Source organism: Mucilaginibacter sp. NFX135 (genome assembly GCF_048565145.1).
Classification (GTDB): Bacteria; Bacteroidota; Bacteroidia; order Sphingobacteriales; family Sphingobacteriaceae; genus Mucilaginibacter.
Genome location: NZ_CP183412.1, coordinates 3,344,747 through 3,369,361, shown reverse-complemented (window position 1 = coordinate 3,369,361; position 24,615 = coordinate 3,344,747). Strand labels below are relative to the sequence as shown.

Genomic DNA, 24,615 nt, shown 5'->3' with positions numbered 1-24,615 from the left:
AAATATTTACCTTCCTATTTCTGTTTTATGGTACTGAAAACGTAATATACTCCGCCGTAAAATGTACGGGTTTGCCCTACGTTACGGCCACTTAAAACGTAATTCCCTCCGGCGGTAAATTCCAGTCCACTAATGGATTGAAGGCTGTATTTTAATATAACCCCAGCCAGTGTTGAGTTCATTTTGTTACTTGGGAAAGGCATATCGTTTTTACGGATATCAAAACCGCCAAGCGTAGTTACTTTGGTTAATACGGCTTCGGCATTGAACTTTAAACTTCTATAGCCCGAACTTACCAGGAAGTTGGTCATATTAGGCATTTCCACCTCGTTGGTATAATGCAGCTCGGTAGTATAATAAGAGTTTCTGTCAATCTTAATATTGCTCCGACGGATATACTGACCAGCCCCGGCAACAAAAAACCGGCCCGTCTGGTAGTTCACTAAAGCACGCAAAGCCACATTTTTACTATGAAGTCCGATAGATAAGGGTAAATAATCAGCTTCATAATTACTTAACGGTATCGATCCGGATAAAATACCGTGAAGGCTGAATAAACCCTTGCCAATTTCTTCTTTTATGGCCATCCATTTGATAGATGCTGTAAGGTCCTGAAAATTATGTTCGCCCCTTAATGTACCCGCGGTAGCATTGGTGGTAACATAGGGAACCATAAATAATAAATTGATACGGTTTGATAAACCATAATTGCCACCCAGGCTGTACACATTGGTACTTACTGTACCCAGATTAAGATTGTCGCGCTTAAATGTGCCTTCCCAGTAATGATCCCAACTGCTATGGGTATATACACCGGCGGCGCAAAAATAATTCTTGGGGATCATCAAGGCGTCAGCATCGGTTTGCGCCCTGGCAAAGGGCAATAAAACAAGGCAAAAGGCTATAATTAAACAGCATCTGCAGAAAAGTTTTGATAAATTTTCTATCATATATAATTAATTAGGGTGAGGCTAATAAATCAATCTGTCACCGGGCCATAACCCGGCGAATGGTTATTGATAACCGGTTTTTATAACCAATCAGCAATACAAAAGACAATCAATCCATAAATTGTGCTTACAAGTGACTGAGGTATATTCCAAATACGACCCAAACATTAGTTTAGGAAGTAATTAAATACGCTTGCAGCTTTAAAATAAAGCATGCAAAGTCATTACACAGCATCATTTAAGGGTTGTGATCAGCAAGTGAAGTTTGGAGGCTTGCCTGGGGATTCAATGAAGGGTGAACTCAAATGGTAGAATATAGGGTTCATAGTGGTTTTAAGCGTAGTTGAAAACGTTAAAAACCGGTAATGCATCATTTGGCAACTATACTCGTTACCGAAACTTACTTTTTTAATCGGCGCTTCGTGCCCCTTTTTACTCAGAGGTACATCGCAAAATTCTTTAGCTATAATTAAATTGGCGGTTACCAGGCGGGTTTTCACACTATTGGCTATACAAATGAACGACATGGTATCGCGGGTTACCTTGTATCTTAAATAATTATAGTAAACCCCCTTTAATTGCAGCTGACCATGGTCAACTACATAATCGTTCCAGTCATGGATATTTGGTAAATGAACAGGAAGTTTTATTTCGACAAGCTTGGTGGCATCTACCTTATTTTCGTAGATCTGTTTAACTATTTGAATTTCTGATTGGTGAATTAAGTACTTAAATACCAAATTATATCCGCCCAGATTGAACAGATGCACATTCAGTAATAATATGGCTACAAACCTTTTCACCAGAAAGAGACAATTAATAGGATATAATGAATTGTAAATATATTGATACGGTTGATAAAAACAAATAAAAAATGAATAAATCATTAGGCAGTAGTGTATTGCTCACACAATAAATATCTTTACCATAATATAGTTATCAGGTATCAATATGGATATTTTAAAACAACCCTGGCCCTGGTATGTGGCTGGCCCTTTGATCGGCCTTGTGGTTCCTGCTCTTTTATTAGCAGGCAATAAAGCATTTGGTATATCATCATCATTAAGGCATATCTGCGCGGCTTGTTTGCCGGCAAATATTTCCTTTTTTAAATACGACTGGAAAAAGGAAAGCTGGAACCTGTTTTTTGTTGCCGGCATTATGCTGGGTGGTTTTATAGCCACACAATATTTATCGGGCAATCACCCGGTTCAAATTAACCCGCACACCACTACCCTGCTCAAACAGCAAGGCATTACCGACTTTAGTGGTCTATTGCCACATGATGTATTCAGCCTTAGTCAGCTGTTAACTTTAAGAGGATTTATCTTTATAGTTATCGGAGGTTTTATGGTGGGCTTTGGCACCCGGTATGCGGGCGGCTGTACGTCTGGTCACGCCATCATGGGCATATCAACTTTACAATGGCCATCTGTTGTAGCTACTTGCTGTTTTATGGCGGGTGGTTTTGCCATGACCTGGTTTATTTTACCTTACCTTATCAGCTTATAAATGACGCGTAACATTAAATATCTCATCATCGGAATGCTTTTTGGCATTGTACTGGTTAAATCAGAAGTGGTGTCCTGGTTCAGGATACAGGAAATGTTCCGGTTACAATCACTCCATATGTATGGCATCATCGGCAGCGCCATTGTAATAGGCCTTATCTCTGTTTTGCTCATCAGGCGTTTCCAGGTAAAAACTATATCTGGTGAAGCGATTGTTATCCCGGTTAAGAAATTCCATTGGGGTAATGTTTATGGTGGCTTGATATTTGGCCTGGGCTGGGCCATAACCGGTGCATGCCCGGGCCCGCTGTTCGCCCAGATCGGCAGCGGTTTCGCGGTAATTATAGTTACCTTACTCAGCGCTATTACAGGTACCTGGGTTTATGGGTTGCTCCGGGATAAACTTCCGCACTGATTTACTGTTGGATTGGATATGGTAAAGAAGAAAAAAATAACATTTGGCAATATTATCTATCTGCTATCGGCGGCTATTATCGTTGTTATGCTGGTTAATCCAACAGCTAAAAGTTTACTAATAAGAGGTTTGATAGGTATTGGCTTTTTTAAACCCGAGATCCACGTTCAGGTATCGAAAAGGGCCTTTGGCTGATCCTGTTAATATTGCTTTCATAGATAGCAGCGGAAATGTTTTAAATACAAATAGTTTAAAGGGTAAAGTGATATTTGTAAATTTATGGGCTACCTGGTGCCCGCCCTGTATAGCGGAAATGCCCAATCTTAACGCTTTTTATAAGCGATATAAAAACTATCCCAATGCGGTTTTTATACTGGCAGATGTTGACAATAACTATACAAAAGCCAAAGCGTTTATGAAAAAGCATCAGTATATATTGCCTGTTTACACGTTAGCAGGCAACATACCAGAAAACATCATGGATGGAACCATTCCCACTACGTTGATATTTAACAAAAAAGGCGAACTGGTATTTAAACACACCAATGCCGCTAACTTTAGAGAGTTAGCGGATGCAGAAAGAATAGGCATGCTAGTGCAAAAGACAGTGATTGAAGAAAGCAAAAAGGCTTATAACGCTAATAAGCCTATGCCCCAGTACCAAATCCACGCATTTTATTTAGTCCACGAGAAACTATTTTAATTCTGTAAATTCGCATTATGGCAGAGGATAAGAAGAACCCAAAGAAGCATCTAACATATTTCACTCAATAATTAAAGCGAGCGTTAGTAAGGCAGCTACTGAAAAGAAGCCTAAGAAAGAGGTAAAGCAAAAGCCCAAAAAATAATGTGGCAGTATATAATTTTCACAACAGTCCTTTGGTTCTTGGTTATCGGCGCACCTATATTCTTTTGTAGATTATCCTATAAATTGATAAACAAAAGAGGCCATCCAAAATTGGCATTAATCGTGTCATTATTGATTTTAATTGGATTTATTGTCCTTTACAATTATATAAATCTTGATTAACCCTTTCCCCGTGGTCTAACAGGTATATAGTCTCCTGTCAACACAAAATAAAACCAATTAACCGAATATAATTTTTATTAAATTAATTGTTGTTGTTTTAACACTTATTAATATTTTTTCTTTTCTTTACAATTCCAATATCAAAACCTCCATTCAATGAAAAAGAAAACACTTACCCATTTATTTACCTGGTTACTTTGCCTTGGTTCGGCTACTTCTTTTGGCCAAACCGGCACCCTTACAATTAGTACCAATTCAAAAACCACCATTGATAAAAACATCTACGGACAATTTGCAGAGCACCTTGGTCATGGGATATACGGCGGTTTTTGGGTGGATAAAGATCTCCCGGTAAAAAAACAGGATCGTATCAGACTTGATGTGGTTGAAGCTTTGAAAAAAATAAAGATCCCAAACCTGCGCTGGCCGGGTGGTTGCTTTGCCGACGAATACCACTGGCGCGATGGTATAGGCCCAACGGCGCAACGCCCACGTATGGTGAATACCAACTGGGGTGGCACAACCGAAGACAACAGCTTTGGCACGCATGAATTTCTGGAGCTTTGCAGTTTATTAAAATGCGAACCTTATGTAGCAGGCAATGTGGGCAGCGGTACGGTTGAAGAAATGTCAAAATGGATAGAATACTTAAACTCCAATAGTACCAGCACTGTAGTAAAAGAAAGGGCGAAAAATGGCCATCCGGAACCCTATAAGGTTACTTTTTGGGGCGTTGGTAACGAGAGCTGGGGTTGCGGCGGAAACATGACTCCTGAGTTTTATGTTGATCAGTTTAAGCGTTATGCTTCTTTTGCAAAGGATTATCCGGGTGCGAGACTTAAAAAAATTGCCAGCGGTCCTAATGCCGATGATTACAGGTGGACAGAAGTATGTATGAAAAACATCCCGCAACACATGATGTACGGCCTGTCTCTTCATTATTATACTATTCCAACAGGCAACTGGGGTAAAAAAGGTTCCGCAACATCATTCAGCGAAAGTGAGTACTTCAACACGATGGTTAATTGTATTAAAATGGAAGAGCTGGTAACCAAACATTCGGCCATTATGGATAAATACGATCCTGAGAAAAAGGTGGCTTTAATAGTTGACGAATGGGGTGTTTGGACGGATGCTGAACCCGGCACAAATCCTGGTTTTCTGTTTCAGCAAAACAGCCTTCGCGATGCGCTGATAGCAGGCACTACGCTAAATATTTTCAATAACCACAGCGATCGTGTTAAGATGGCCGCGTTGGCACAAACCATTAACGTTTTACAATCGCTTATTTTAACCGACAAAGAAAAAATAGTGCTTACCCCTACCTATCATGTATTTGATATGTATAAAGTTCACCAGGATGCAAAATACCTGCCTATAAAATTAGATGTGCCTGATTACGAGGTAGACGGCAAAAAGATAACGGCTGTAAATGCGTCAGCATCACAGGATGCTGCCGGCAAAGTACATATTTCGCTGGTTAACCTGGATATTCATCACGCTATAACCATTACAACCGGTCTTCAGGATATCAAATGGTCGGCAGTAAGCGGCCAGATCTTAACTTCGGCCAATGTAACCAATATCAACACCTTTGCTGATCCTAACAAAATACATCTGAGCAATTTTACCGGTGCTAAAAAAGATGGTGACAAACTGGTGGTTACACTACCTGCCAAATCAATAGTGACTTTGGAATTGAATTAAAATCCTACAAAATATGTCATTGTGAGAAGGAACGACGAAGCAATCGCGAACTATGCAAGTTAACTCTGTATAGCATGCGATTGCCACGCTATCGCTCGCAATGACATAAAATTAAAGGCTGTTTGATGATTATCAAACAGCCTTTAATTTTATCCCCCAAATATCACTCAGCGCTTTTTTAGCGGCATGATAACCGCACATGCCATGTACCCCGCCGCCCGGAGGTGTAGATGATGAGCATATGTAAAGCCCTTTAGCTGATGTTTTATAAGGCGACCAACGCAACGCGGGCCTTGTAAACAGTTGCCCGATATCTATAACTCCACCGTTGATATCTCCACCAATATAATTGGGGTTATATTCCTCCATCTCTGCAGTATTGAAAGTATGTTTGGCCAATATGGTATCCCTAAAACCTGGGGCGAAACGCTCAACCTGTTGCTCAATAATAGCAGTCATATCTTTTGCAGAACCGTTGGGCACATGACAATAAGCCCAGGCAGTATGTTTACCCACAGGCGCACGCGAAGCATCAAATTGGCTTTGCTGCGCCAGTAATACAAAAGGTTTTTCAGGATGCTCACCTTTCCAGATCCGTTGTTCGCCATCGGCTATTTCTTCAAAGGTATTACCAATGTGTACAGTACCCGCCTGTTTAACCGGTTCCGCTTTAAAAGGTATCGGAGCATCCAGGGCCCAATCTATCTTAAATACGCCCATTCCATAGCGGTAGCGTTCCAACTGCCACTTGTATAGGGACGAAAACTGATTCCCGGCTATTTTCAAGAGTTGCCTCGGCGTAATATCAAACAATACCGCATGAGCAGATGGAAGTTGACTTAATGATTCAATATAGCGGTCAGTTTCTATTTTACCTCCTATCGAAATAAAATACGAAGTTAAGGCATTCGCTATTTGCTTTGATCCCCCTTTGGGTACAGGCCAGCCTTTTAAATGTCCCTGCGCCATCAGCACCAACCCAATGGCCGAAGTAGCTAAATTACTTAAAGGTTGTATAGCATGCGCAGCCATGCCGGCAAATAGGCCCTTTGCGGCTTGTGTTTTAAACCGTTTCTCCAGAAAAATTGCAGATGTTAAACCATCGAGACCAAATTGGGCCATGGCTAAAGGATGTTTGGGAAAATGCAGCGGACCTAAAGCATCCGAAGCGATGAGCGGCCAGTTTTTTACAACAGGATTGATGAGCTTGAGATAAGCTTGCTCATCATCGCCTAATAAGCTTGCGGTTTGTTCAATTGATTTGGTCAATATAGCGGCCGTACCATCATCAAATGGATGCGCGGCCGCTATTTCGGGATAAATATATTCAAGTCCGTATTGTTCCAGTGGCAATGTTTCAAAAAACGGTGAAGCTGCTGCCATTGGATGGATAGCCGAGCAGATATCATGCAGGTAACCGGGCAAAGTAAGTTCGGCAGAACGAAGACCTCCCCCTATTTCCTTTTTGCCTTCAAGCAATAATACCGACAAGCCGTTTTGTTGTAATAATATAGCAGCTGCCAAACCATTAGGCCCAGAGCCAACAATTACGGCATCATAGTCGCGTTTTTCAAGCTTCATGTATACGGCAGATGTTTAAAAACATACTAAGATATTTAAATAAACAGGTTGATACCCCAATGAATTTAAAAATCTGGTCGTATTTAGTGGTCAATTTAAAACCTCACCGGCATGGGTTGGCTCTGGTACCTCGATCAGTTTGCCGGAACGTACATCATAAATATAGCCATATATAGGTATGTTCCCTGCCACCAGGGGATGATATCTGATGCGCTGAACATCTTCTATAACACTTGCCTCCAGGCTTTTAAAGGTCAGGAAGGCAATATGCCGCGCTTCATTTGATCCGCCGCTTTCTTCGGTATTGCGCCAGCCGTGTTCATCAACAGTGGCAGTTTTCAGGCTTTTGGCCAGCAGATCGCGGATAATATCATCGGTAAACAAAGCCATACCACAATCGGTATGATGAATGACAAACCATTCTTTGGTACCTAAAAGCTTGTGCGATATTACTAATGAACGAATGGCATCATCACTGGCCCTGCCACCTGCATTACGAATTACATGCGCGTCACCTTCGGCTAAAACCGCATACTGAGCCGGATCAAGCCGGGCGTCCATACAGGTTAAAATGGCAAACTGACGAGCCGGTGGTATGGTTAACTCACCTTTGTTGCCAAAGTGCTTTACATATTCCTGGTTAGCCGAAAGTACCTGCTGATGAACTTTTGACTTGATTTTTTGCAATGGATCAATCACGTTTGACATAGCTTTTACTATTTAATATGATCAGGCAGATTTTCTGCTGTGATTGATCAATGCTGATTCATAAACCGAAGCAATAATATCATCTGCCGAGAATGTACCCAGGAAGTCAAAATCGATATGACTATAAATAACTTGTTTTGAGGAGTCGACAATATAAGTGGCCAAAAGCGGCGCATTTACATCTATCCCCGAAAATCTGTTCCAAGCCGGGTCTTCATCTGAAAATATTCTGAAAGCCTGTGCCAGTTCTTTTTCCTCATCGTAATAAAAATTAAGGGTAAAGCTATGTTCCCAGGCTTTCTTTTCCAGATCTTCGGTACGTTCATCGCTTATGATCAACAGGTTTCCGCCACTGGCCTTTATTTCGTTATGAATATGGTTAAGTTGCTTTAACAATGTAAAACCCTGATCGCGCCAGTGATGGGAATAAAAAGCGATCACTAAGGGCTTGTTTAAAAGATGTCTTAATGAAACAGGGCCATGTACTTCGGCGCCATTGAAAAACTGCTGCCACCTACTGTAGGTACTGTATAATTTAAGATCCGGCACATAGTTACCGGCTTTAACCGGTTTCAGAGGCTTGTATGGTTTAAAAGGAAGATCGGCATCAGCAACGATCTCTGAAAGATCAAAAAATGGATATTTGGTATTATTATTTGTAGTTAACATTTTAAACAGAATGAAAGATTAAACGAATTGTATTTGATTGCGCGGCGATAGCTCGGCATCAACAACTGCACAACCCGTAAACTACGGGGTAATCAACCAATAGCCGGAGGATTGCGGGCTTGTTTAATTGATTTACCAGATAAGCGTTCATAAAATGTATGTTAAATAATGAGATCAGTAAAATAGGAGAATAGAATAAGTGGAGGCAGGCAAAAATGCGCGCTTCAACAACAGCAACACATGACAGTTTTGCTATCGATACGATGCAAAGAGGAGTGTGTATTAAAGGTAAATTTACTGCCCGACATGATTTTGAATGTTCTGAAGTTCAAATATACTACAATGTCTATATAATTAGTATATATTTTATAAATTATTTTTTTCTCTTTTGTTTTCTATCTTTCAGTCAAAAAGTAAAACAATGCTAAACAGGCATATAAAACAATATATTCTATTGGTAATCACTGGTATTTCTGTTCTGTTTAGTTGCAGGCAAAATCCAAAAAACCGGGTATCAAAGGCAGATTCTGTAAAAAAGAAGATCGTAAAAGAATGGAATAAAACCATTCCCGGTAGTTTCAGCGATCAAACCAAGGCCGTTTTTGACAGCACACAAATAAGTATCTTCTTAAAAAAACACCCTGCTTTTGATCCGTATGCCAAAGATATTAACCTGTTTTACAGCAAGCGTAAGTTTGCTTATGCCTGGTACGTAAATAATACCTTAATAGAACAAGCGGGTAACCTGGTCGACAGGCTAAACAATTTACAAAACGAAGGTATATACAAAGCCATCCCCTATCCAAAGTCGTTGGATTCGCTGGTATTTGATGCACATCCAAAAACTAATCAAGCTAAAGCCAAAACAAATATCACCACCGAACTGATGCTCACCGCGCAGTATTTTGTTTTTTCAAAATTGGCTTTTCAAGGCATGAGCGATTCGGTAACCCGTGCTGTTAACTGGTACCTGCCACGTAAAAAAGTATCATACAATGATTACCTGGATAGTTTGCTGAAAAAAACCGGCAAATCTGGAAGTATTTTATCTGAACCTGTTTATCGCCAGTATGATCTTTTAAAAAACTACCTGGCTAAATATCGTCACCTGGATACAATTGATAAATGGCAGCCTATTATTCCTGGTAAAAAGTTAAAACCCGGAGACTCTACCCTGGTAATATCCCAAATCAAAAAGCGACTTTACAAACTGGAAGATTTTAAAGGAGACACCACAAGCAATGTTTACGACGATGAATTGAAAGATGCCTTTAAACAATTTCAACTGAGGCATGGCCTTACTGCCGATGGTATAGCCGGTGCTGGTACGATAGCAGAGCTAAACGTCTCGCTGAAAACCAGGATGCGGCAGATTATGGTTAATATGGAGCGTTGTCGGTGGCTGCCCGTAAGCCTTAATACCGATTACCTGGCCGTAAACATACCAGAGTTTAAACTCCACGTTTATCATGCCGATAGTTTGTTATGGAGTTGCAATGTAGTTGTGGGGCAAAAAGTACATCAAACGGTGATATTTTATGGCCAAATGCAGTACGTTGTTTTTAGTCCGTACTGGAATTTACCCGAAAGCATTATCCGTAACGAGGTGTTGCCAGAGATGAAAAAGAATCGCAATTATGTTAATGAGCACAACATGATCATTACCGGGAAAGAGAATGGTTTACCGGTGATCAAACAAAAGCCCGGACCTGCAAACTCTCTTGGGTTGGTTAAGTTCCTTTTTCCCAACAGCTACAGCATTTATTTACATGACACACCATCAAAATCATTATTTGGGGAATCGTCAAGAGCGTTCAGTCATGGCTGCATCCGTGTTGGTGAACCAGCGAAGCTGGCTTCTTTTTTATTAAAATACGACACCACCTGGACTGTTCAGCGTATCAATAAAGCTATGCACTTGGGTAAGGAACAGCAAATAACCCTTAAACATAAAACGCCGGTGTTTATAGCTTATTTCACAGCTTTTACCGATCGTAACAACAAACTTAACTTTCGTAAGGATATATATAACCGGGATGAGGCATTGGCATCGATGATCATATCAGGCAAAGGCAGCTATTAAAAACAATAGCTGGATATAGCTAAAACGGGGGTCTCCCTTTTATTTGTCATTTTGACAATAAAATCTGTCATTATATCTTTCTAAGATTTATAATACTGGCTAATTAAAAAAACAAAATATTTTTCATGGGTTTGTAGGCAATAGTTAAAATTTAATTGTCCCTCTCTAAACTACTTGATGTACCTGACCCTATTCAGGAACTATTAAGTGTAAATTTAACACCAACATTGATTATTAAAACCCGAAAAGATTAGGCCTATGTAAAAAATGCTTACTAACCCTACCCAAAGCACAATTACCCGGCGGGAAATTGCTGCTCCACAGAATGATTTTTGAATGATTATAAATGCAGGTGCCATAAAGCACTTTAGTATTAACTCCCTTTAAATTCAGTAAAATATGAAATTTTTCAAACACCCAACGGGTGTACATAGGCCATGGATATCCAAATCTTTGCCCTTATGTAAATTAGCCCTTGCCGGTATAGTTCTCATAAACACGCAAACAGCAGTACATGCAAGCCCTAAATTAACCAATAGCTTAAACTTTAATATCAAAACCAATATCGCAAAGATCAGCGGTAAAGTAGTTGACGACAAAGGCGCCCCCCTTATTGGCGTGAGCATCAGGATAAAGGGTACAACCACAGGTACGCAAACCGATGTGAATGGTAATTTTAGTATTGAAGGCGATAGCAAAACCGTATTGGTAGTTAGCTACATTGGCTTTACCACTCAGGAAATAACAGTAGGTAACAGAACTTCATTATCTATTACGTTGGCGGCTAATACCAATCTTAACGAGGTTGTAGTAACGGCTTTGGGTATAAAAAAGGAGCAGAAAAAACTTGGATACGCGCTTACAACCGTTAAAGGCGATTTGCTTGATAAAGCAAAAGAGTCAAACGTAGCCTATTCATTAGAGGGCCGTGTAGCTGGTTTAAGTATCAGTGGTACTAATGGCGGCGCAGGTTCATCGGCACGTATATTATTACGGGGTGTAACCAGTACCAGTACAACGCAAGGGCCATTATTCGTTATCAATGGCGTACCTATGGACAATACCCAAAGAGGCCAATCGGGCGAATGGGGCGGTGCGGATTATGGTGATGGTATTGCCAACATCAACCCGGATGATATCGAAACTATGACGGTATTGAAGGGCCAATCAGCATCTGCATTATACGGTACCCGTGCTACAGGCGGTGTTATTTTGATCACGACCAAATCAGGTAAAAAGAATTCGGGTTTCGGTGTAGAATACAATGCCAATTACCAAATGGATAGGGTTTATGATAATACCGATTTCCAAACCGTATATGGCCAGGGCGAAAATGGTGTTAAACCGAACAATGCCGCCGATGCGCTAAGTTCAGGTAACCTGGCTTGGGGTGCAAAACTGGATGGCTCACAAGTAATTCAGTTTGATGGTAAAAGCTATGCCTATTCAAAAACCAGTGACGATTATACTAAGTTTTACAAAACGGGTAACACATTCACCAATACTGTTTCTTTAACAGGTGGGAATGAAACCGGTGCTTTCCGCTTGTCAATGTCAGACATGAATAATCATGCGATTACCCCAAATAGCGGATTGGACAGGAAAACCTTTAACTTTAACGGTTCCCAAACTGTAATGAAAAACCTGGATATTAACTTGGTTGCCAATTACATTTTAGACAATGAAAAAAACCGCTCTGGTTTAAGTGATGGTCCGGGTAACCCTAACAACGTACAATTTTTAGCGCCGAATGAGGCTCAAAGTATTTTAGCACCAGGTACAAAACCAGGCGGAGCCGAACAATCATTTACCAATGATGTGTACGTAACTAATCCTTATTTTGCAGCTTATAACTTTGCATCAAATACAAAAAGAGAGCGATTAATATCATCAATATCTGCCAAATACAGCTTAACACCTTGGGCATATGTACAAGGTCGTGTAGGTTATGACAATATTCACGACTCACGCCTGAATATAGAACCTACCGGAACGGCATATCTGAGCAGTAACGGTAATCTGAAAACACAGGCAACGCAAACAACTGAATTTAATGCGGATGTATTGCTGGGCGTTAAGCACGACCTAATCAAAGATTGGCTGAATCTGGACATGTCTGTGGGTGGCAATATCCGTAAAAACAATTATGATGGTACTTATATAAATGCCAATAATCTTATTTTCCCTTATTTTTATGATCTGTCAAACGGCCAGGTAAAACCGGCGGGAACTATTGGATCAGATTCTGATACCCCAGACGACGATCCAAAAAGGCAACAGGTTAACTCCGCGTATTATACAGCTGATTTTGCCATAAAAAGCTTTTTGGTTTTAAGCACAACCGGACGTTACGATTATTATAGCAGTATAGCAAAATCTGTAGGACCGGGAATATTCACCCCATCGGTGTCAGCAAGTTTTATCTTCTCTGATCTTACCCACATTAATGGCCTTGACTTTGGAAAACTTCGTGTTTCATATGCAAAAACAAGTGGTAGTGCACCACCCTATGCAAACAAAGTTTACTATCGCGTTGGCAATCCCATTAATGGTGTTAATGCCGTTACTATTGGAAACCAGCTTGCCAACCTCGACTTGAAACCATATACTTTAAATGAGTTTGAAATTGGTACTGAGCTAAAGTTCCTAAACGACCGTTTAGGATTGGATCTGGCTTATTTTGACAGAAAAACCAACCATGAGATAATAAAAATCACTCTTGATCAATCAACTGGCTATACCAACTCCTATGTTCCAACCGGATCTGTAGGTAATAAAGGTATTGAGGTTGAGTTACATGGTACACCTGTAAAAACAACAAACTTTAGCTGGACATCTTCTTTTAACTTTACTTATATCAAAAACAAGATCTTGGAAACTGATGACCAAGGCAGAACATTAACTTTAGGTACTTACCGCCCGTTAAATGCAACCACTGCTTTTGTTAAGGGTTTGCCAGGACCGCAAATTATGGCTAACGACTATAAACGTGATGCCAGCGGTAATATCATATTTGATGCCACAGGTAATGCTGAAATCACAGATCGTATACCTATGGGTAGTGTAACACCTAAATTTTATGGTGGTTTAAATAACGATTTTAGCTACAAGAACTTTAACCTGGGTTTCCTGGTTGATTACCGCTTTGGTAACAAAGTGTTATCGGGAACTAATTACTACAGTATTTTCCGTGGTTTAAACAAAATGACTCTTGATGGTCGTGAAACTGGTGTAATTGGTGTGGGTGTAACCGAAAGCGGTGCAAAAAATACCGTTAGCGTACCTGCCGAAACTTACTATCAAACTTTGGCGCGTAACGTTTCTGCGCTCAATGTTTTAGATGGTAGCTTTATTAAACTGCGTCAGGTTACATTTGGATATAGCATCCCTAAAAATGTGTTAGGCACTACGCCATTCAACTCTATCACTGTTTCACTGGTAGCCAGAAACCTTTGGACAATCATGAAACATACAGACAACATTGATCCTGAATCAAACTTTGCTCCCGGTATAAATTACGCGGGTATTGAAGGCACAAGTGTACCTGCTGTCAGAACATATGGGTTAAATGTTAACTTTAAATTTAAAAAATAACAAAGATGAAAAAACGACTTATATATAGTTGCCTGCTCGTAGGTGCCACCTTTGTAGCGGGTTGTACTAAAAACTTTGATCAGGTAAATACAGACCCCACTAAAGTGGAACCTACTTTAGCTACTGCCCCTTATTTGATGTCACAAGCGCAAATTAAATTTTCAAATAGCGGGTATGACCAGTTACTGTATCAAAGCATGTGGTCGCAATCACTGGCTTCTACTTATGATTACTATGGCAATGGCGATAAATATATTTACGCCGGCAGTGGACGCGATTATTATGCAAGGACCTGGAACACCAGCTATGGAGCTTCTACTTTAGTTGATGAAATGAAGATCATGATCAAGGGCAATGCAAGTTACACTAACCTGGATAACTGCGGCACTATTTTGAGAATGTTGATATTGCAGCGTATTACTGATGCTTATGGCGACATCCCTTTTTCACAGGAAGGGCAAGCAAAAGCCGGTGTATTTACACCTGTTTTTGATACTCAACAAAGTATTTATACCTCTATGCTTAGTCAGCTGGAGACAGCAACTGCTGCCTTGGATGCATCGAAAGATAAAATCCCAGCCGATCTTTTTTATGCAGGTGATATTTCCAAATGGAAAAAATTAGGTTATTCATTAATGCTGAGGGCCGCCATGCGTTTAACCAAGGTTGATGCGGTAACCGCCCAGAAATATGCCGAGAAAGCATACGCCGGAGGTGCAATGGCTTCTATAGATGATAATGCCAAAGTAAAAGCTGACAATAGCAATAATAATGGGAACAGCGATGCCGCCGCGTTATTGGTAACCGATGATTTCAGAGAAGTAAGGTGGTCAAAAACCTTGATCGATTACATGAAATTAACTAATGATCCACGCATTAGCGCCATAGCCGAAATATCAACCGGTACCGGAAAAAAAGCCAATGAAAATCAGGTAGCCGGTATTAACACAGCAAGCCTGCAGGTAGGCATGCCAAATGGTTATGACCTTAAAGGTGGTTCTACTGATATCTCACACGCGCCCGGTTATCCTGGCACAAGCCCTGCCGACCCTTCGGTTACCAATGACGCCGCCGCTCCAGTTGGTAAATACTCCCGCCCTCAGTTTGCAGTTTATGACGATCGTAACCGTTATAATTTCCTGATGACTTACGGTGAAAGCGAACTTTTATTTGCTGAAGCAGCTACAAGAGGCTGGAATACCGGTACCGCGGCTACGCATTATGCAAACGCGCTTACCGCAGATATGCAAACGTTGGGTCAGTTTGGTACAACATCAGTTCCTGCTACCAGCATAACCACCTATGTTGCTGCTCATCCGTTGGTTCCAGCTACCGCGTTGCAGCAGATCAATATGGAGTACTTTGTTGAAACATCAGCAACATTTAACTTTAATGAAACCTGGGCTAACTGGAGAAGATCCGGATACCCAGTATTAACTCCGGTAACCTATCCAAACCAGTTTGCCGTATCAACAATTCCAAGAAGAATTCCTTATCCGCTGGGCTTACCATCAACAAACGCTGCTAATTATGCAGCCGCTGTTGCCAGGCTTACTGGTGGCGATACCTTCACAGCTAAAGTATGGTGGGATAAATAAACCCACTTTTCTCAAAACAAACAGGGAGACATTAATTGTCTCCTTGTTTGTTTAATACGCTTTATAAATGTTATTTTTAGAAATGCAGTCTGCCTAACTGATCTTATTTTAATAAATATGATGTCTGTCTTTAATTTATCCGCTCTTAAAAAAAGCGTCAGGCCTTTAATTACAATTAGCGCAGCACTATGCCTTATCGGTAGTAACTCGTTCGCCCAGCAAACGTTATTTAAGTTATTACCTTCCGAACAAACCAGTGTTACTTTCAGAAACGACCTGGTTGAGGACGAGCATTTAAATGTTTTATCCTACGAGTATTTATATAATGGCGGCGGTATAGCTGTTGGAGACATCAATAACGATGGTCTTGAAGATCTCTTTTTCACCAGTAACCTTGGCGCTAATAAGCTTTATCTTAACCTCGGCAATTTAAAATTTAAAGATATTACCAAAGATGCCGGCACCGGATTGGGCGGCCGGGCAGGAGACTGGAAAACCGGCGTTACCATGGCCGATGTGAACGGTGATGGTCTGCTGGATATTTATGTATGTTACTCGGGCCTTGGTGATAACAGCAAACGCCGAAATCAATTATTCATCAATAAAGGCAATAATAAATTTGTTGAACAGGCCAAAGAATATGGCTTGGACGATCCCGGATACAGTACCCAGGCGGTATTTTTTGATTATAATAACGATGGAAAGCTTGATATGTTCCTGCTTAACCACAATGTGAAAAAGATAAGTAACCTGGAGTTTGCTCAAAATAAAAAAGAAACCGACGAATTGGCCAGCAACAGACTTTTTGAAAATCAGGGAAGCCACTTTGTCGATGTTTCAAAAAAAGCCGGTATCATACAAAACCCACTTACTTTTGGCCTGGGTGTAGCTGTGTCCGATATCAATAAGGATGGGTTACAGGATATTTATGTAACCAACGACTACAATGAGCCCGATTATATGTACATCAATAACGGGGACGGTACTTTTACCGATAAAAGCAAACAAGCGTTAAGGCATCTTTCCCAGTTTTCCATGGGCGTGGATATTGCAGATATAAATAACGATGGTTTCCCCGACATCATGACTCTGGATATGTTACCCCCTGATAACCGGCGCCAAAAGCTTTTGCAGCTGCAGGAAAATTATGAATCGTTTGAATTGATGTTGCAACAGGATCTGTATAATCAATATATGCGCAACATGCTGCAGTTAAATAATGGCGACGGCACTTTCAGCGAGATCGGTCAGTTGGCCGGTATATCCAATACCGACTGGAGTTGGTGCCCACTCATAGCCGATTTTGACAACGATGGGTATAAAGATATTTTTATATCTAACGGCTATTTCAGGGATTATACCAACAAGGATTTTTTGCGGTATTGGGGCGATTATAAGCTTAAAAAGGCTATGGACCGGGAACCTTATTTATTAATGGACCTGGTTAAAGCTATGCCCTCCACTACCCTGTCAAACTATATTTTCCAAAACAATCATGACCTCACTTTTACCGAAAAAAAGCAGGACTGGGGTATTACCAAATCAGGCATATCAAGCGGTTCCGTTTATGCCGATCTGGATAATGACGGTGATCTTGACTTGATCACCAACAACATCAACAGCGAAGCTTCCATCTATCAGAACATGACCATGGAAACTTCCAAAAAGAATTATGTGGCTGTTAAGCTGAAACAAAACGGGCCTAATGTAAATGCTATAGGCGCCAAGGTTTATGTTTACAACAACAAACAAACCCAATACCAGGAGGTTAATCCCAACAGGGGTTACTTATCATGTGTGTCAACCGTATTAAACTTCGGTCTGGGCGACCAAACTAAGGTTGATTCTGTCCGGGTAATATGGCCCGATCAAACTACGCAGCTCTTAACGGATATAAAAGTCAACCAACGTTTAAATATCACCTATAAAGCTGGTTTAGCTGCTTATAAACCAGCAGATAAAAAAGGCAAAACCCTTTTAAGTCTTACCAAACCAATTATTGATTATAAACATACCGAAACCACCATAAACGATTTTAAACGTCAGCTATTGATGCTTTTTATGAGCTCTAAAACAGGCCCGGTTATAGCTAAGGCTGACGTAAATAAAGATGGGTTGGAAGATCTGTTTATCGGTGGCGATCAGAATACACCAGGTAAAATTTATATACAAAAACCCGGCGGGACTTTTATGGTTACCGAAGTATCAGATTTAAACCATGAAAACACCTCCGCTGCTGTATTTTTTGATGCCAATGGCGACGGTTTTCTTGATCTGTATGTAGCTAAAGGCGGTTACTCTTTATTAGAGCCTAATACTCCCGATTTGCAGGATAAACTGTATTTTAATGATGGCAAAGGTAATTTTGTACTTTCCACCACTTCCTTGCCTCAACTTAATGCCGGCAGCAAATCGTGCGTCCGGGCATGTGATTATAACAATGATGGTAAGGTGGATCTGTTTGTGGGCGCCAATATCATCCCCGGTCAATACCCGGTAACCCCCAAAAGCTATTTATTAACCAATGCCGGCGATGGCCACTTTACGATTACCGATGTACCATTTGCAGCCTGCGGCATGGTAAAAGACGCTCAATGGGTCGATTTAAATGGCGACGGCCGTAAAGACCTGATCATTTGCGGCGAGTTTATGCCCATCCTAATTTATACTAATACCGCCAATGGTTTCGTAGATGAAACCGCCAAATACTTTGATCAGCAGGAAAATGGCTTCTGGAACACCATAGCCATAGCAGATATCAACGGTGACGGTAAACCCGATATTATTGCCGGTAACCTGGGCACAAATACACAAATACATACCACAACCACCGAACCAGCCGAAATGTACTATGCCGACTTCGATGGTAACGGTTCTATCGACCCTTTCTTTAACTTTTATATTCAGGGGATAAGTTATCCATTTGTGAGCCGCGATGAGTTGAACGAGCAGATATATCCCATGCGCAAAAAGTTTAGCTCCTACAAAGCCTATTGTGATGCTACCATGAAGGATATTTTCAGCCAGGATGAACTTGCAAAGGCTGCAAAACTTACTGCTAACGATATGCAAACTAGCTGCTTTCTGAGCACGAATGGCAAATTTGTAAAAGTCCCTTTACCAATCGAGACACAGTTTTCGATGATAACTCAAATAATTACTGCGGACTTTAACCACGATGGTAAAGTTGATCTCCTGTTGCTGGGTAATCATTCTGACAACCGTTTAAAACTGGGCAATTTTGATGCTAACTATGGATGCCTACTAACCGGCGATGGTAAAGGTGATTTTAAGTACCAAAGCCAGTTATCCTCAGGATTATCAGTTACAGGAGATGTAAAATCGACGGTAGAAACAAAAATAAATGGCTCAAAATATATATTGATAGGTGTATCCGGCCAACCATTACAATTTTATAAAGAAAACTAATGATCAGGAATATATCCCTTGTTTTACTCATCCTGTGCAACACCCTACCAGGCTATGCGCAAAAAAACAAAAAGCCATTACCCGATTATTTGCAATTGGATAAAACCATCAAGGCCCTATCGGCAGTAATGATACATGATGTAGTAAATCCACCTGCGGCATCCCGTTATTATACTTATGCTATGCTGGGAGCCTACAATTTAACCGCATTAAACAACAAAGAGATTGTTCCGCTTGCTGATCTTGTAAAAAGCTATAAGGATGATAATCAGATCAGCATTGAAAAAGGCAAGTACAATTATCAGATAGCAGCTATATACTGTATACTCGAAACTGGTAAACAAATGCTCCCCTCGGGTTTTATGCTGCAGGATGATGAGGACAAATACATTGCCTCACTAAAAGTTAATAAGATAGATGATGATATCATCAAACAGTCGATAGCGGCAGCAACTGAAATGACTGCTAAAGTGCTCAAATACGCCAAAGGCGACAATTACAACAAATTAAGCGGTAAGCTAAGATATACCCCGATAAAAGGTGGCAAAAACTGGTATCCCACCCCTCCAACCTACATGGAAGCCGTTGAGCCCAACTGGAAGATCATCAGGCCTATGCTTATCGACTCCTCTAACGAGTTTGTACCGGTACGACCAACACCTTTCAGTACTGATAGTACAAGTGAATTTTACAAACAGGCTTATGATGTTTACAAGATTTCTAAAAACCCACCGATGGAGCAGGTTGCTATCGCCAATTTTTGGGATTGTAACCCATTTGCCGTAACTACATCCGGTCATATGATGATCGGATTTAAAAAAATTAGTCCTGGAGGGCACTGGATGAATATAGCAGGTATTGTGTGTAAAAAATCAAATTTAAGTTTTGACAGATCGGTTACGGTATATACACTTGAGGCCATAACGTTAATGGATGCTTTTATCAGTTGCTGGGATGAGAAATACAGAAGTAATGGGATCCGCCCGGAAACCTATATCAACAAGTATATTGATATTACCTGGACACCATATTTGCAAACCCCTCCATTTCCGGAGTATCCAAGTGGTCACGCAGTGCTTTCCAACGCATCGGCTGGGGTTTTAACGTATCTGTTGGGTGATAAATTTGCTTATACTGATGATTCCGAAATTCCGTATGGTGTTGGGCCACGCAGTTTTAAATCTTTTTATGAAGCAGCGGAAGAAGCCTCCATATCCCGTTTTTACGGAGGGATACATTTTAAAGACGCCATAGTTTTTGGTAACAAACAGGGTAGGTTGGTAGCGGCCAAAGTGATTGAAAAGTTAAAGACAGCTAAGATCAGCAGGCAAAACTAATCACATGAATATAAGAACATTTATTTTAAGCGGTTTTTTTGTTTTGACCGCTCTTATTTGCCTTAATTCATTTACCATCAAAACGGTGCCGCTAAAAAACGATGACGGCAAACTGCTTTTCACCCGGTATTGTACCACCTGCCACATGGAGCCCGATCCGGCCAGTTTAACAAAAGAGATCTGGCAAAACCATGTATTGCCTACTATGGCCAGCCGCATGGGTATCATCTACCCTAATTACGATCCCTTACGGGGATTAAGCGATGAAGAACGAGAGATTGTAAAAAAGAACCATATCATTCCCGATGAACCCACCCTGACCAATGAAGAGTATGGTAAGATTGTAAATTACATACTCAGCATCGCTCCTGATAGCGTATCATTGGATGAAAAAAGGTTAACACGCAACAGTCCTTTAAAACAATTCGAACGTCAGGATATACCAATATCCGAAAAGGTACCATCATTAATTACGGGATTGGAATATAATACTCAAACCAATACCTTATGGATAAGTGATTTTTATAAAAAGGTGTATAATTGGCAATATGGCAAAGGTGTAACCCGGACTACCAATAGCAACAGTCCGGTAGTTGATTTTAACTTTTATAAGGGAGATACTTATTTTACTGAGATAGGCAAATTATATCCAACGGAGCTCAGTACAGGATCTTATTCGCAATTGAAGGATAGTAGCTCAGCCTTAATAGCAGCTTTACATCGCCCGGTTCATGCCGAAATTGAAGATCTGGACAATGATGGCGTGCCGGAGATCGTAGTTTGCAATTTTGGTAATAAAACCGGCTCCCTTTCATTGTTCAAAAAAAACAGATCAGGAAAATATACAGAAGATATATTAATGCCCCTGGCCGGAGCTATTAAATGCTATATCAAGGACATGGATGGCGATGGCAAAAAGGATATTGTAGCTATGTTTTCACAGGGAGATGAAAGTGTGTGGATCTTTTATCAAAAAGACAAATTAAAATTTAAGGCTAAACGAATTTTACGATTTCCACCAAACTATGGCACAACAGATATGGTTTTGGTTGATTATAATCACGACGGTCTCACTGATATTGTAACCGTACATGGCGACAATGCCGATTACTCCAATATTCTTAAAGCTTACCACGGCATTCGGCTTAACATTAATCAGGGAAATGGTGTATTTCAGGAAAAATTCTTTTATCCGATATATGGCGTTACCAAAGTATTGGCTGAGGATTTTGACAAAGACGGCGATATTGATTTTGCTGCCACAGCATTCTTTCCCGAGTTTGGCAAACTGATTGATGAGTCATTTGTGTACCTGGAGAATATCGATCAGAATAAATTCAGCTTTAAATCATACACGCAAAAGCGCGAAGTACCTATAAAAACGTTAACACTCGAAACCGCGGATGTTGATGGAGACGGAGATCTCGACATCATCACAGGTAACTTTGCACAAAGCCCCGGCCCTGCCCCTGCGGATCTTGATCAGAAATGGAAATCGGCTAAGTATGGTTTGAGTATTTTTTATAATCAGTTGCACCAACCAAAGAAATAGTATAATTTAAGATATGTCATTGCGAGCGATAGCGTGGCAATCTCCTCGCGTTTATACATACGACGAGATTGCTTCGTCGTTCCTTCTCGCAATGACATTTTTTAAATTCTAAATGGACTGCTATTTCAGCACCGACACCGCTTTGTTTGCATCACCTACACCCCAAACCGTTCCTGGTTTGTTGCCCATGGTAATTACCAGTTCACCACCGTTCATGATATCCTTGTGCGCAAAATAGGTTTTGTTGTAAACCTTGCCATTTAACAGCATAGCATTGATATACTTGTTTTGCGGACCGTTGTTTTTCACCACGATATGGAACGTTTTGTTACCTTGTAATTTCAATGTGGCCTCATTGATAACCGGACTACCGAAAACATACAGTCCGTTTGCCGGATTGGCTGAATAAAAACCAAGGGCAGATAATACATACCATGCCGACATCTGGCCCACATCCTCGTTACCAATAATACCATCTGGTTTATCGGTATAAAAATCATCCAGAATGTACCTCACTTTTTCGGCAGTTTTCCAGGGCTGACCAGAGTAATCATAAAAATAACTCATCGGGTGGCTTGGTTCATTACCATGGGCATACTGACCGATCAGACCAGACACATCCGGCGATTTAAATTTACCCATATCGCCCTTTGCGATAAATAGCGAGTCGAGTTTGGTGTTGAACTTAGCCTCGCCACCTAACAAACTGATCAGGCCTTCTACATCCTGTGGTACCAGGAAAGTGTATTGCCAGCCGTTACCCTCTGTAAAATCACCATGCTCATGTATAGATATAAATGGGCTGTACGGTGTGCGCCATGAATTCTCTGATAAACGGCCTCGCATAAATCCAGCCTTAGGGTCATAATAATTTTTATAATACTGACCACGCTTGCTGAAGTAATCGTAATCGGCCTGTTTCCCCAACTTTTTGGCAACCTGCGCAATACACCAATCGTCAATAGCATATTCCATACCCATAGAAACCGACTCGGCAGTACTGTCCGCAGGGATATAACCCAGGCTCTTTACAAATTTAATACCACGGGCATCCTGCATAGCAGTGGTTTTCATGGCCTCATAAGCCAGGTTAGCATCAAAACCTTTATACCCTTTCAAAAGGGCATCTGCCACAACCGGTACTGCGCTATATCCCACCATACAATTGGTTTCATTGGCCATTAAGTGCCATACCGGTAAACTACCCTGCTGCTGATAAATTGCCAGCATAGAGTTGATCATATCATTAGTATGCTCAGGATGAATAATGGTAGACAGTGGGTTATTGGCCCTATAAGTATCCCATAAAGAGAATGTAGTTACATTATTGAATCCCTGGTTTTTATGCACTTTTTTATCCGTTCCCCAGTATTCGCCGTTCACATCATTAAATATGGAAGGGGCTATCATGGTATGATAAAAAGCAGTATAGAACTTTTTCAGCTGAGACAATGAATCGGCTTTAATGGTAATCTTTTGTAGTTGGTTATTCCAGGCTTTATCTGCATCGACCACTACCTTATTAAAATCCCAACCTGGTATCTCGGCTTTGATGTTCAGCATCGCATTTTCTGTGCTTACCGGCGATACACCTACTTTTGCATAAACAACCTCTCCTTTGGTCGTGGCAAAACTAATTACACCTTTAGCCTTCTCGCTTTTCAGCTCGGATCCTGAAGCAAGTGTTGTATTGTCATAAACCTCGAATTTGCTGATGGGTTTAGAGAATACCGCGGTAAAATAAATACGCTGATCAACAGCCCAGCCTTTTGAAAATCGATAGCCAACAATGGTGTTTTTATCAACTTGTTTAATATAGGTTTCCACTGATTTGTCCCAGCCAATACCCTCTTTCAGGTCGATCACTATGTGAGCATCTTTTGCAGCGGGAAAAGTATATTTATGCATGCCAACGCGTGTGCTTGCGGTAAGCTCCACGCCTATGCCATATCGTTTTAGCTTAACTTTATAATAACCAGGTTTTACCACCTCATCCTGATGACTAAACAACGAGGTGTAACCGCTCTGCAGATCTTTTACACTGCCTTTGGTTACTTTGACGGGGCCTGTAGTTGGCATAAAGGAAATATCGCCCAAATCGCCTATACCGGTACCGCTCAAGTGTGTGTGCTGAAAACCGATAATAGTTGAATCTGATATATGATAGCCTGAGCACCAGTCCCAGCCCTCGGATATATTGGTTGGCCCTAACTGTACAGCACCAAAAGGCACACTGGCTCCAACAAAAACGTGTCCGTGGAATCCCGTACCAATGTAAGGATCGACATATTGGGTTAAATTACCTGGTTTATTTACTACAGCGGTTTTGTGCGCCTGACTAAATGAATTTGAACTAAACAATGCCAGCAACCCGGCCAAACAGATCTGTTTTTTCATCGAATAATTTTATATAGAAATAGTATTGAGGTTTATAATTGATACAAACATAAA

At 40.8% G+C, this 24,615-nt stretch carries 17 protein-coding genes; 11 read left to right on the top strand and 6 right to left on the bottom strand.

Going from position 1 to position 24,615, the window contains the following annotated elements; all coding sequences use genetic code 11:
• Positions 1 to 14: 14 nt before the first annotated feature.
• Positions 15 to 950 (bottom strand): hypothetical protein, encoded by a 936-nt coding sequence (locus tag ACNURT_RS14205; protein ID WP_419698234.1) that lies wholly within the window; start codon positions 948 to 950, stop codon positions 15 to 17.
• Between the two features lie 251 nt (positions 951 to 1,201).
• Positions 1,202 to 1,753 (bottom strand): hypothetical protein, encoded by a 552-nt coding sequence (locus ACNURT_RS14200; RefSeq protein ID WP_419698233.1) that lies wholly within the window; start codon positions 1,751 to 1,753, stop codon positions 1,202 to 1,204.
• A gap of 148 nt (positions 1,754 to 1,901) precedes the next feature.
• Here ACNURT_RS14200 and ACNURT_RS14195 point away from each other — a divergent pair, with 148 nt between their 5' ends.
• From ACNURT_RS14195 to ACNURT_RS14175, 5 genes are all read left to right on the top strand, one after another.
• Positions 1,902 to 2,462: a YeeE/YedE family protein gene (locus tag ACNURT_RS14195; protein ID WP_419698232.1), complete on the top strand. Its 561-nt coding sequence runs from the start codon at positions 1,902 to 1,904 to the stop codon at positions 2,460 to 2,462.
• A complete protein-coding gene (locus ACNURT_RS14190) occupies positions 2,463 to 2,876 on the top strand; it encodes a DUF6691 family protein (RefSeq protein ID WP_419698231.1) in 414 nt (137 codons plus the stop codon).
• Positions 2,877 to 2,894: 18 nt separating this feature from the next.
• Positions 2,895 to 3,071, top strand: a complete 177-nt coding sequence (locus ACNURT_RS14185; RefSeq protein WP_419698230.1) for a hypothetical protein — start codon at positions 2,895 to 2,897, stop codon at positions 3,069 to 3,071.
• A complete protein-coding gene (locus ACNURT_RS14180; RefSeq protein ID WP_419698229.1) occupies positions 3,064 to 3,579 on the top strand; it encodes a TlpA family protein disulfide reductase in 516 nt (171 codons plus the stop codon). The genes ACNURT_RS14185 and ACNURT_RS14180 overlap by 8 nt, the downstream gene beginning before the upstream one ends.
• Before the next feature lie 483 nt (positions 3,580 to 4,062).
• Positions 4,063 to 5,613 carry an alpha-N-arabinofuranosidase gene (locus tag ACNURT_RS14175; RefSeq protein WP_419698228.1) on the top strand — a complete coding sequence of 517 codons (1,551 nt, stop codon included), beginning with the start codon at positions 4,063 to 4,065 and terminating at the stop codon, positions 5,611 to 5,613.
• Positions 5,614 to 5,745: 132 nt separating this feature from the next.
• Here ACNURT_RS14175 and ACNURT_RS14170 read toward each other — a convergent pair whose 3' ends face one another.
• The 3 genes from ACNURT_RS14170 to ACNURT_RS14160 form a co-directional block, all read right to left on the bottom strand.
• Positions 5,746 to 7,194: a phytoene desaturase family protein gene (locus ACNURT_RS14170; protein ID WP_419698227.1), complete on the bottom strand. Its 1,449-nt coding sequence runs from the start codon at positions 7,192 to 7,194 to the stop codon at positions 5,746 to 5,748.
• 90 nt (positions 7,195 to 7,284) lie between these two features.
• The gene (locus ACNURT_RS14165; RefSeq protein ID WP_419698226.1) at positions 7,285 to 7,902 is read right to left on the bottom strand and encodes a beta-class carbonic anhydrase; all 618 of its coding nucleotides are present in this window, start codon (positions 7,900 to 7,902) and stop codon (positions 7,285 to 7,287) included.
• Between the two features lie 21 nt (positions 7,903 to 7,923).
• Positions 7,924 to 8,571 (bottom strand): redoxin domain-containing protein, encoded by a 648-nt coding sequence (locus ACNURT_RS14160; protein ID WP_419698225.1) that lies wholly within the window; start codon positions 8,569 to 8,571, stop codon positions 7,924 to 7,926.
• A 421-nt stretch (positions 8,572 to 8,992) separates the two neighbouring features.
• Between ACNURT_RS14160 and ACNURT_RS14155 the strand changes: the two genes are divergently transcribed.
• From ACNURT_RS14155 to ACNURT_RS14130, 6 genes are all read left to right on the top strand, one after another.
• Positions 8,993 to 10,654 (top strand): L,D-transpeptidase family protein, encoded by a 1,662-nt coding sequence (locus tag ACNURT_RS14155; RefSeq protein WP_419698224.1) that lies wholly within the window; start codon positions 8,993 to 8,995, stop codon positions 10,652 to 10,654.
• Positions 10,655 to 11,053: 399 nt separating this feature from the next.
• A complete protein-coding gene (locus ACNURT_RS14150) occupies positions 11,054 to 14,248 on the top strand; it encodes a SusC/RagA family TonB-linked outer membrane protein (protein WP_419698223.1) in 3,195 nt (1,064 codons plus the stop codon).
• Between the two features lie 5 nt (positions 14,249 to 14,253).
• A complete protein-coding gene (locus ACNURT_RS14145; RefSeq protein ID WP_419698222.1) occupies positions 14,254 to 15,846 on the top strand; it encodes a SusD/RagB family nutrient-binding outer membrane lipoprotein in 1,593 nt (530 codons plus the stop codon).
• A 117-nt stretch (positions 15,847 to 15,963) separates the two neighbouring features.
• Positions 15,964 to 19,275 carry a VCBS repeat-containing protein gene (locus tag ACNURT_RS14140; RefSeq protein ID WP_419698221.1) on the top strand — a complete coding sequence of 1,104 codons (3,312 nt, stop codon included), beginning with the start codon at positions 15,964 to 15,966 and terminating at the stop codon, positions 19,273 to 19,275.
• Entirely contained in the window at positions 19,275 to 20,612 is a 1,338-nt protein-coding gene (locus ACNURT_RS14135) for a vanadium-dependent haloperoxidase (protein WP_419698220.1), read from the top strand. The genes ACNURT_RS14140 and ACNURT_RS14135 overlap by 1 nt, the downstream gene beginning before the upstream one ends.
• Positions 20,613 to 20,616: 4 nt before the next feature.
• Positions 20,617 to 22,164, top strand: a complete 1,548-nt coding sequence (locus ACNURT_RS14130) for an FG-GAP-like repeat-containing protein (RefSeq protein WP_419698219.1) — start codon at positions 20,617 to 20,619, stop codon at positions 22,162 to 22,164.
• A gap of 120 nt (positions 22,165 to 22,284) precedes the next feature.
• Here ACNURT_RS14130 and ACNURT_RS14125 read toward each other — a convergent pair whose 3' ends face one another.
• A complete protein-coding gene (locus tag ACNURT_RS14125) occupies positions 22,285 to 24,561 on the bottom strand; it encodes a GH92 family glycosyl hydrolase (protein ID WP_419698218.1) in 2,277 nt (758 codons plus the stop codon).
• Between the last annotated feature and the right edge of the window lie 54 nt (positions 24,562 to 24,615).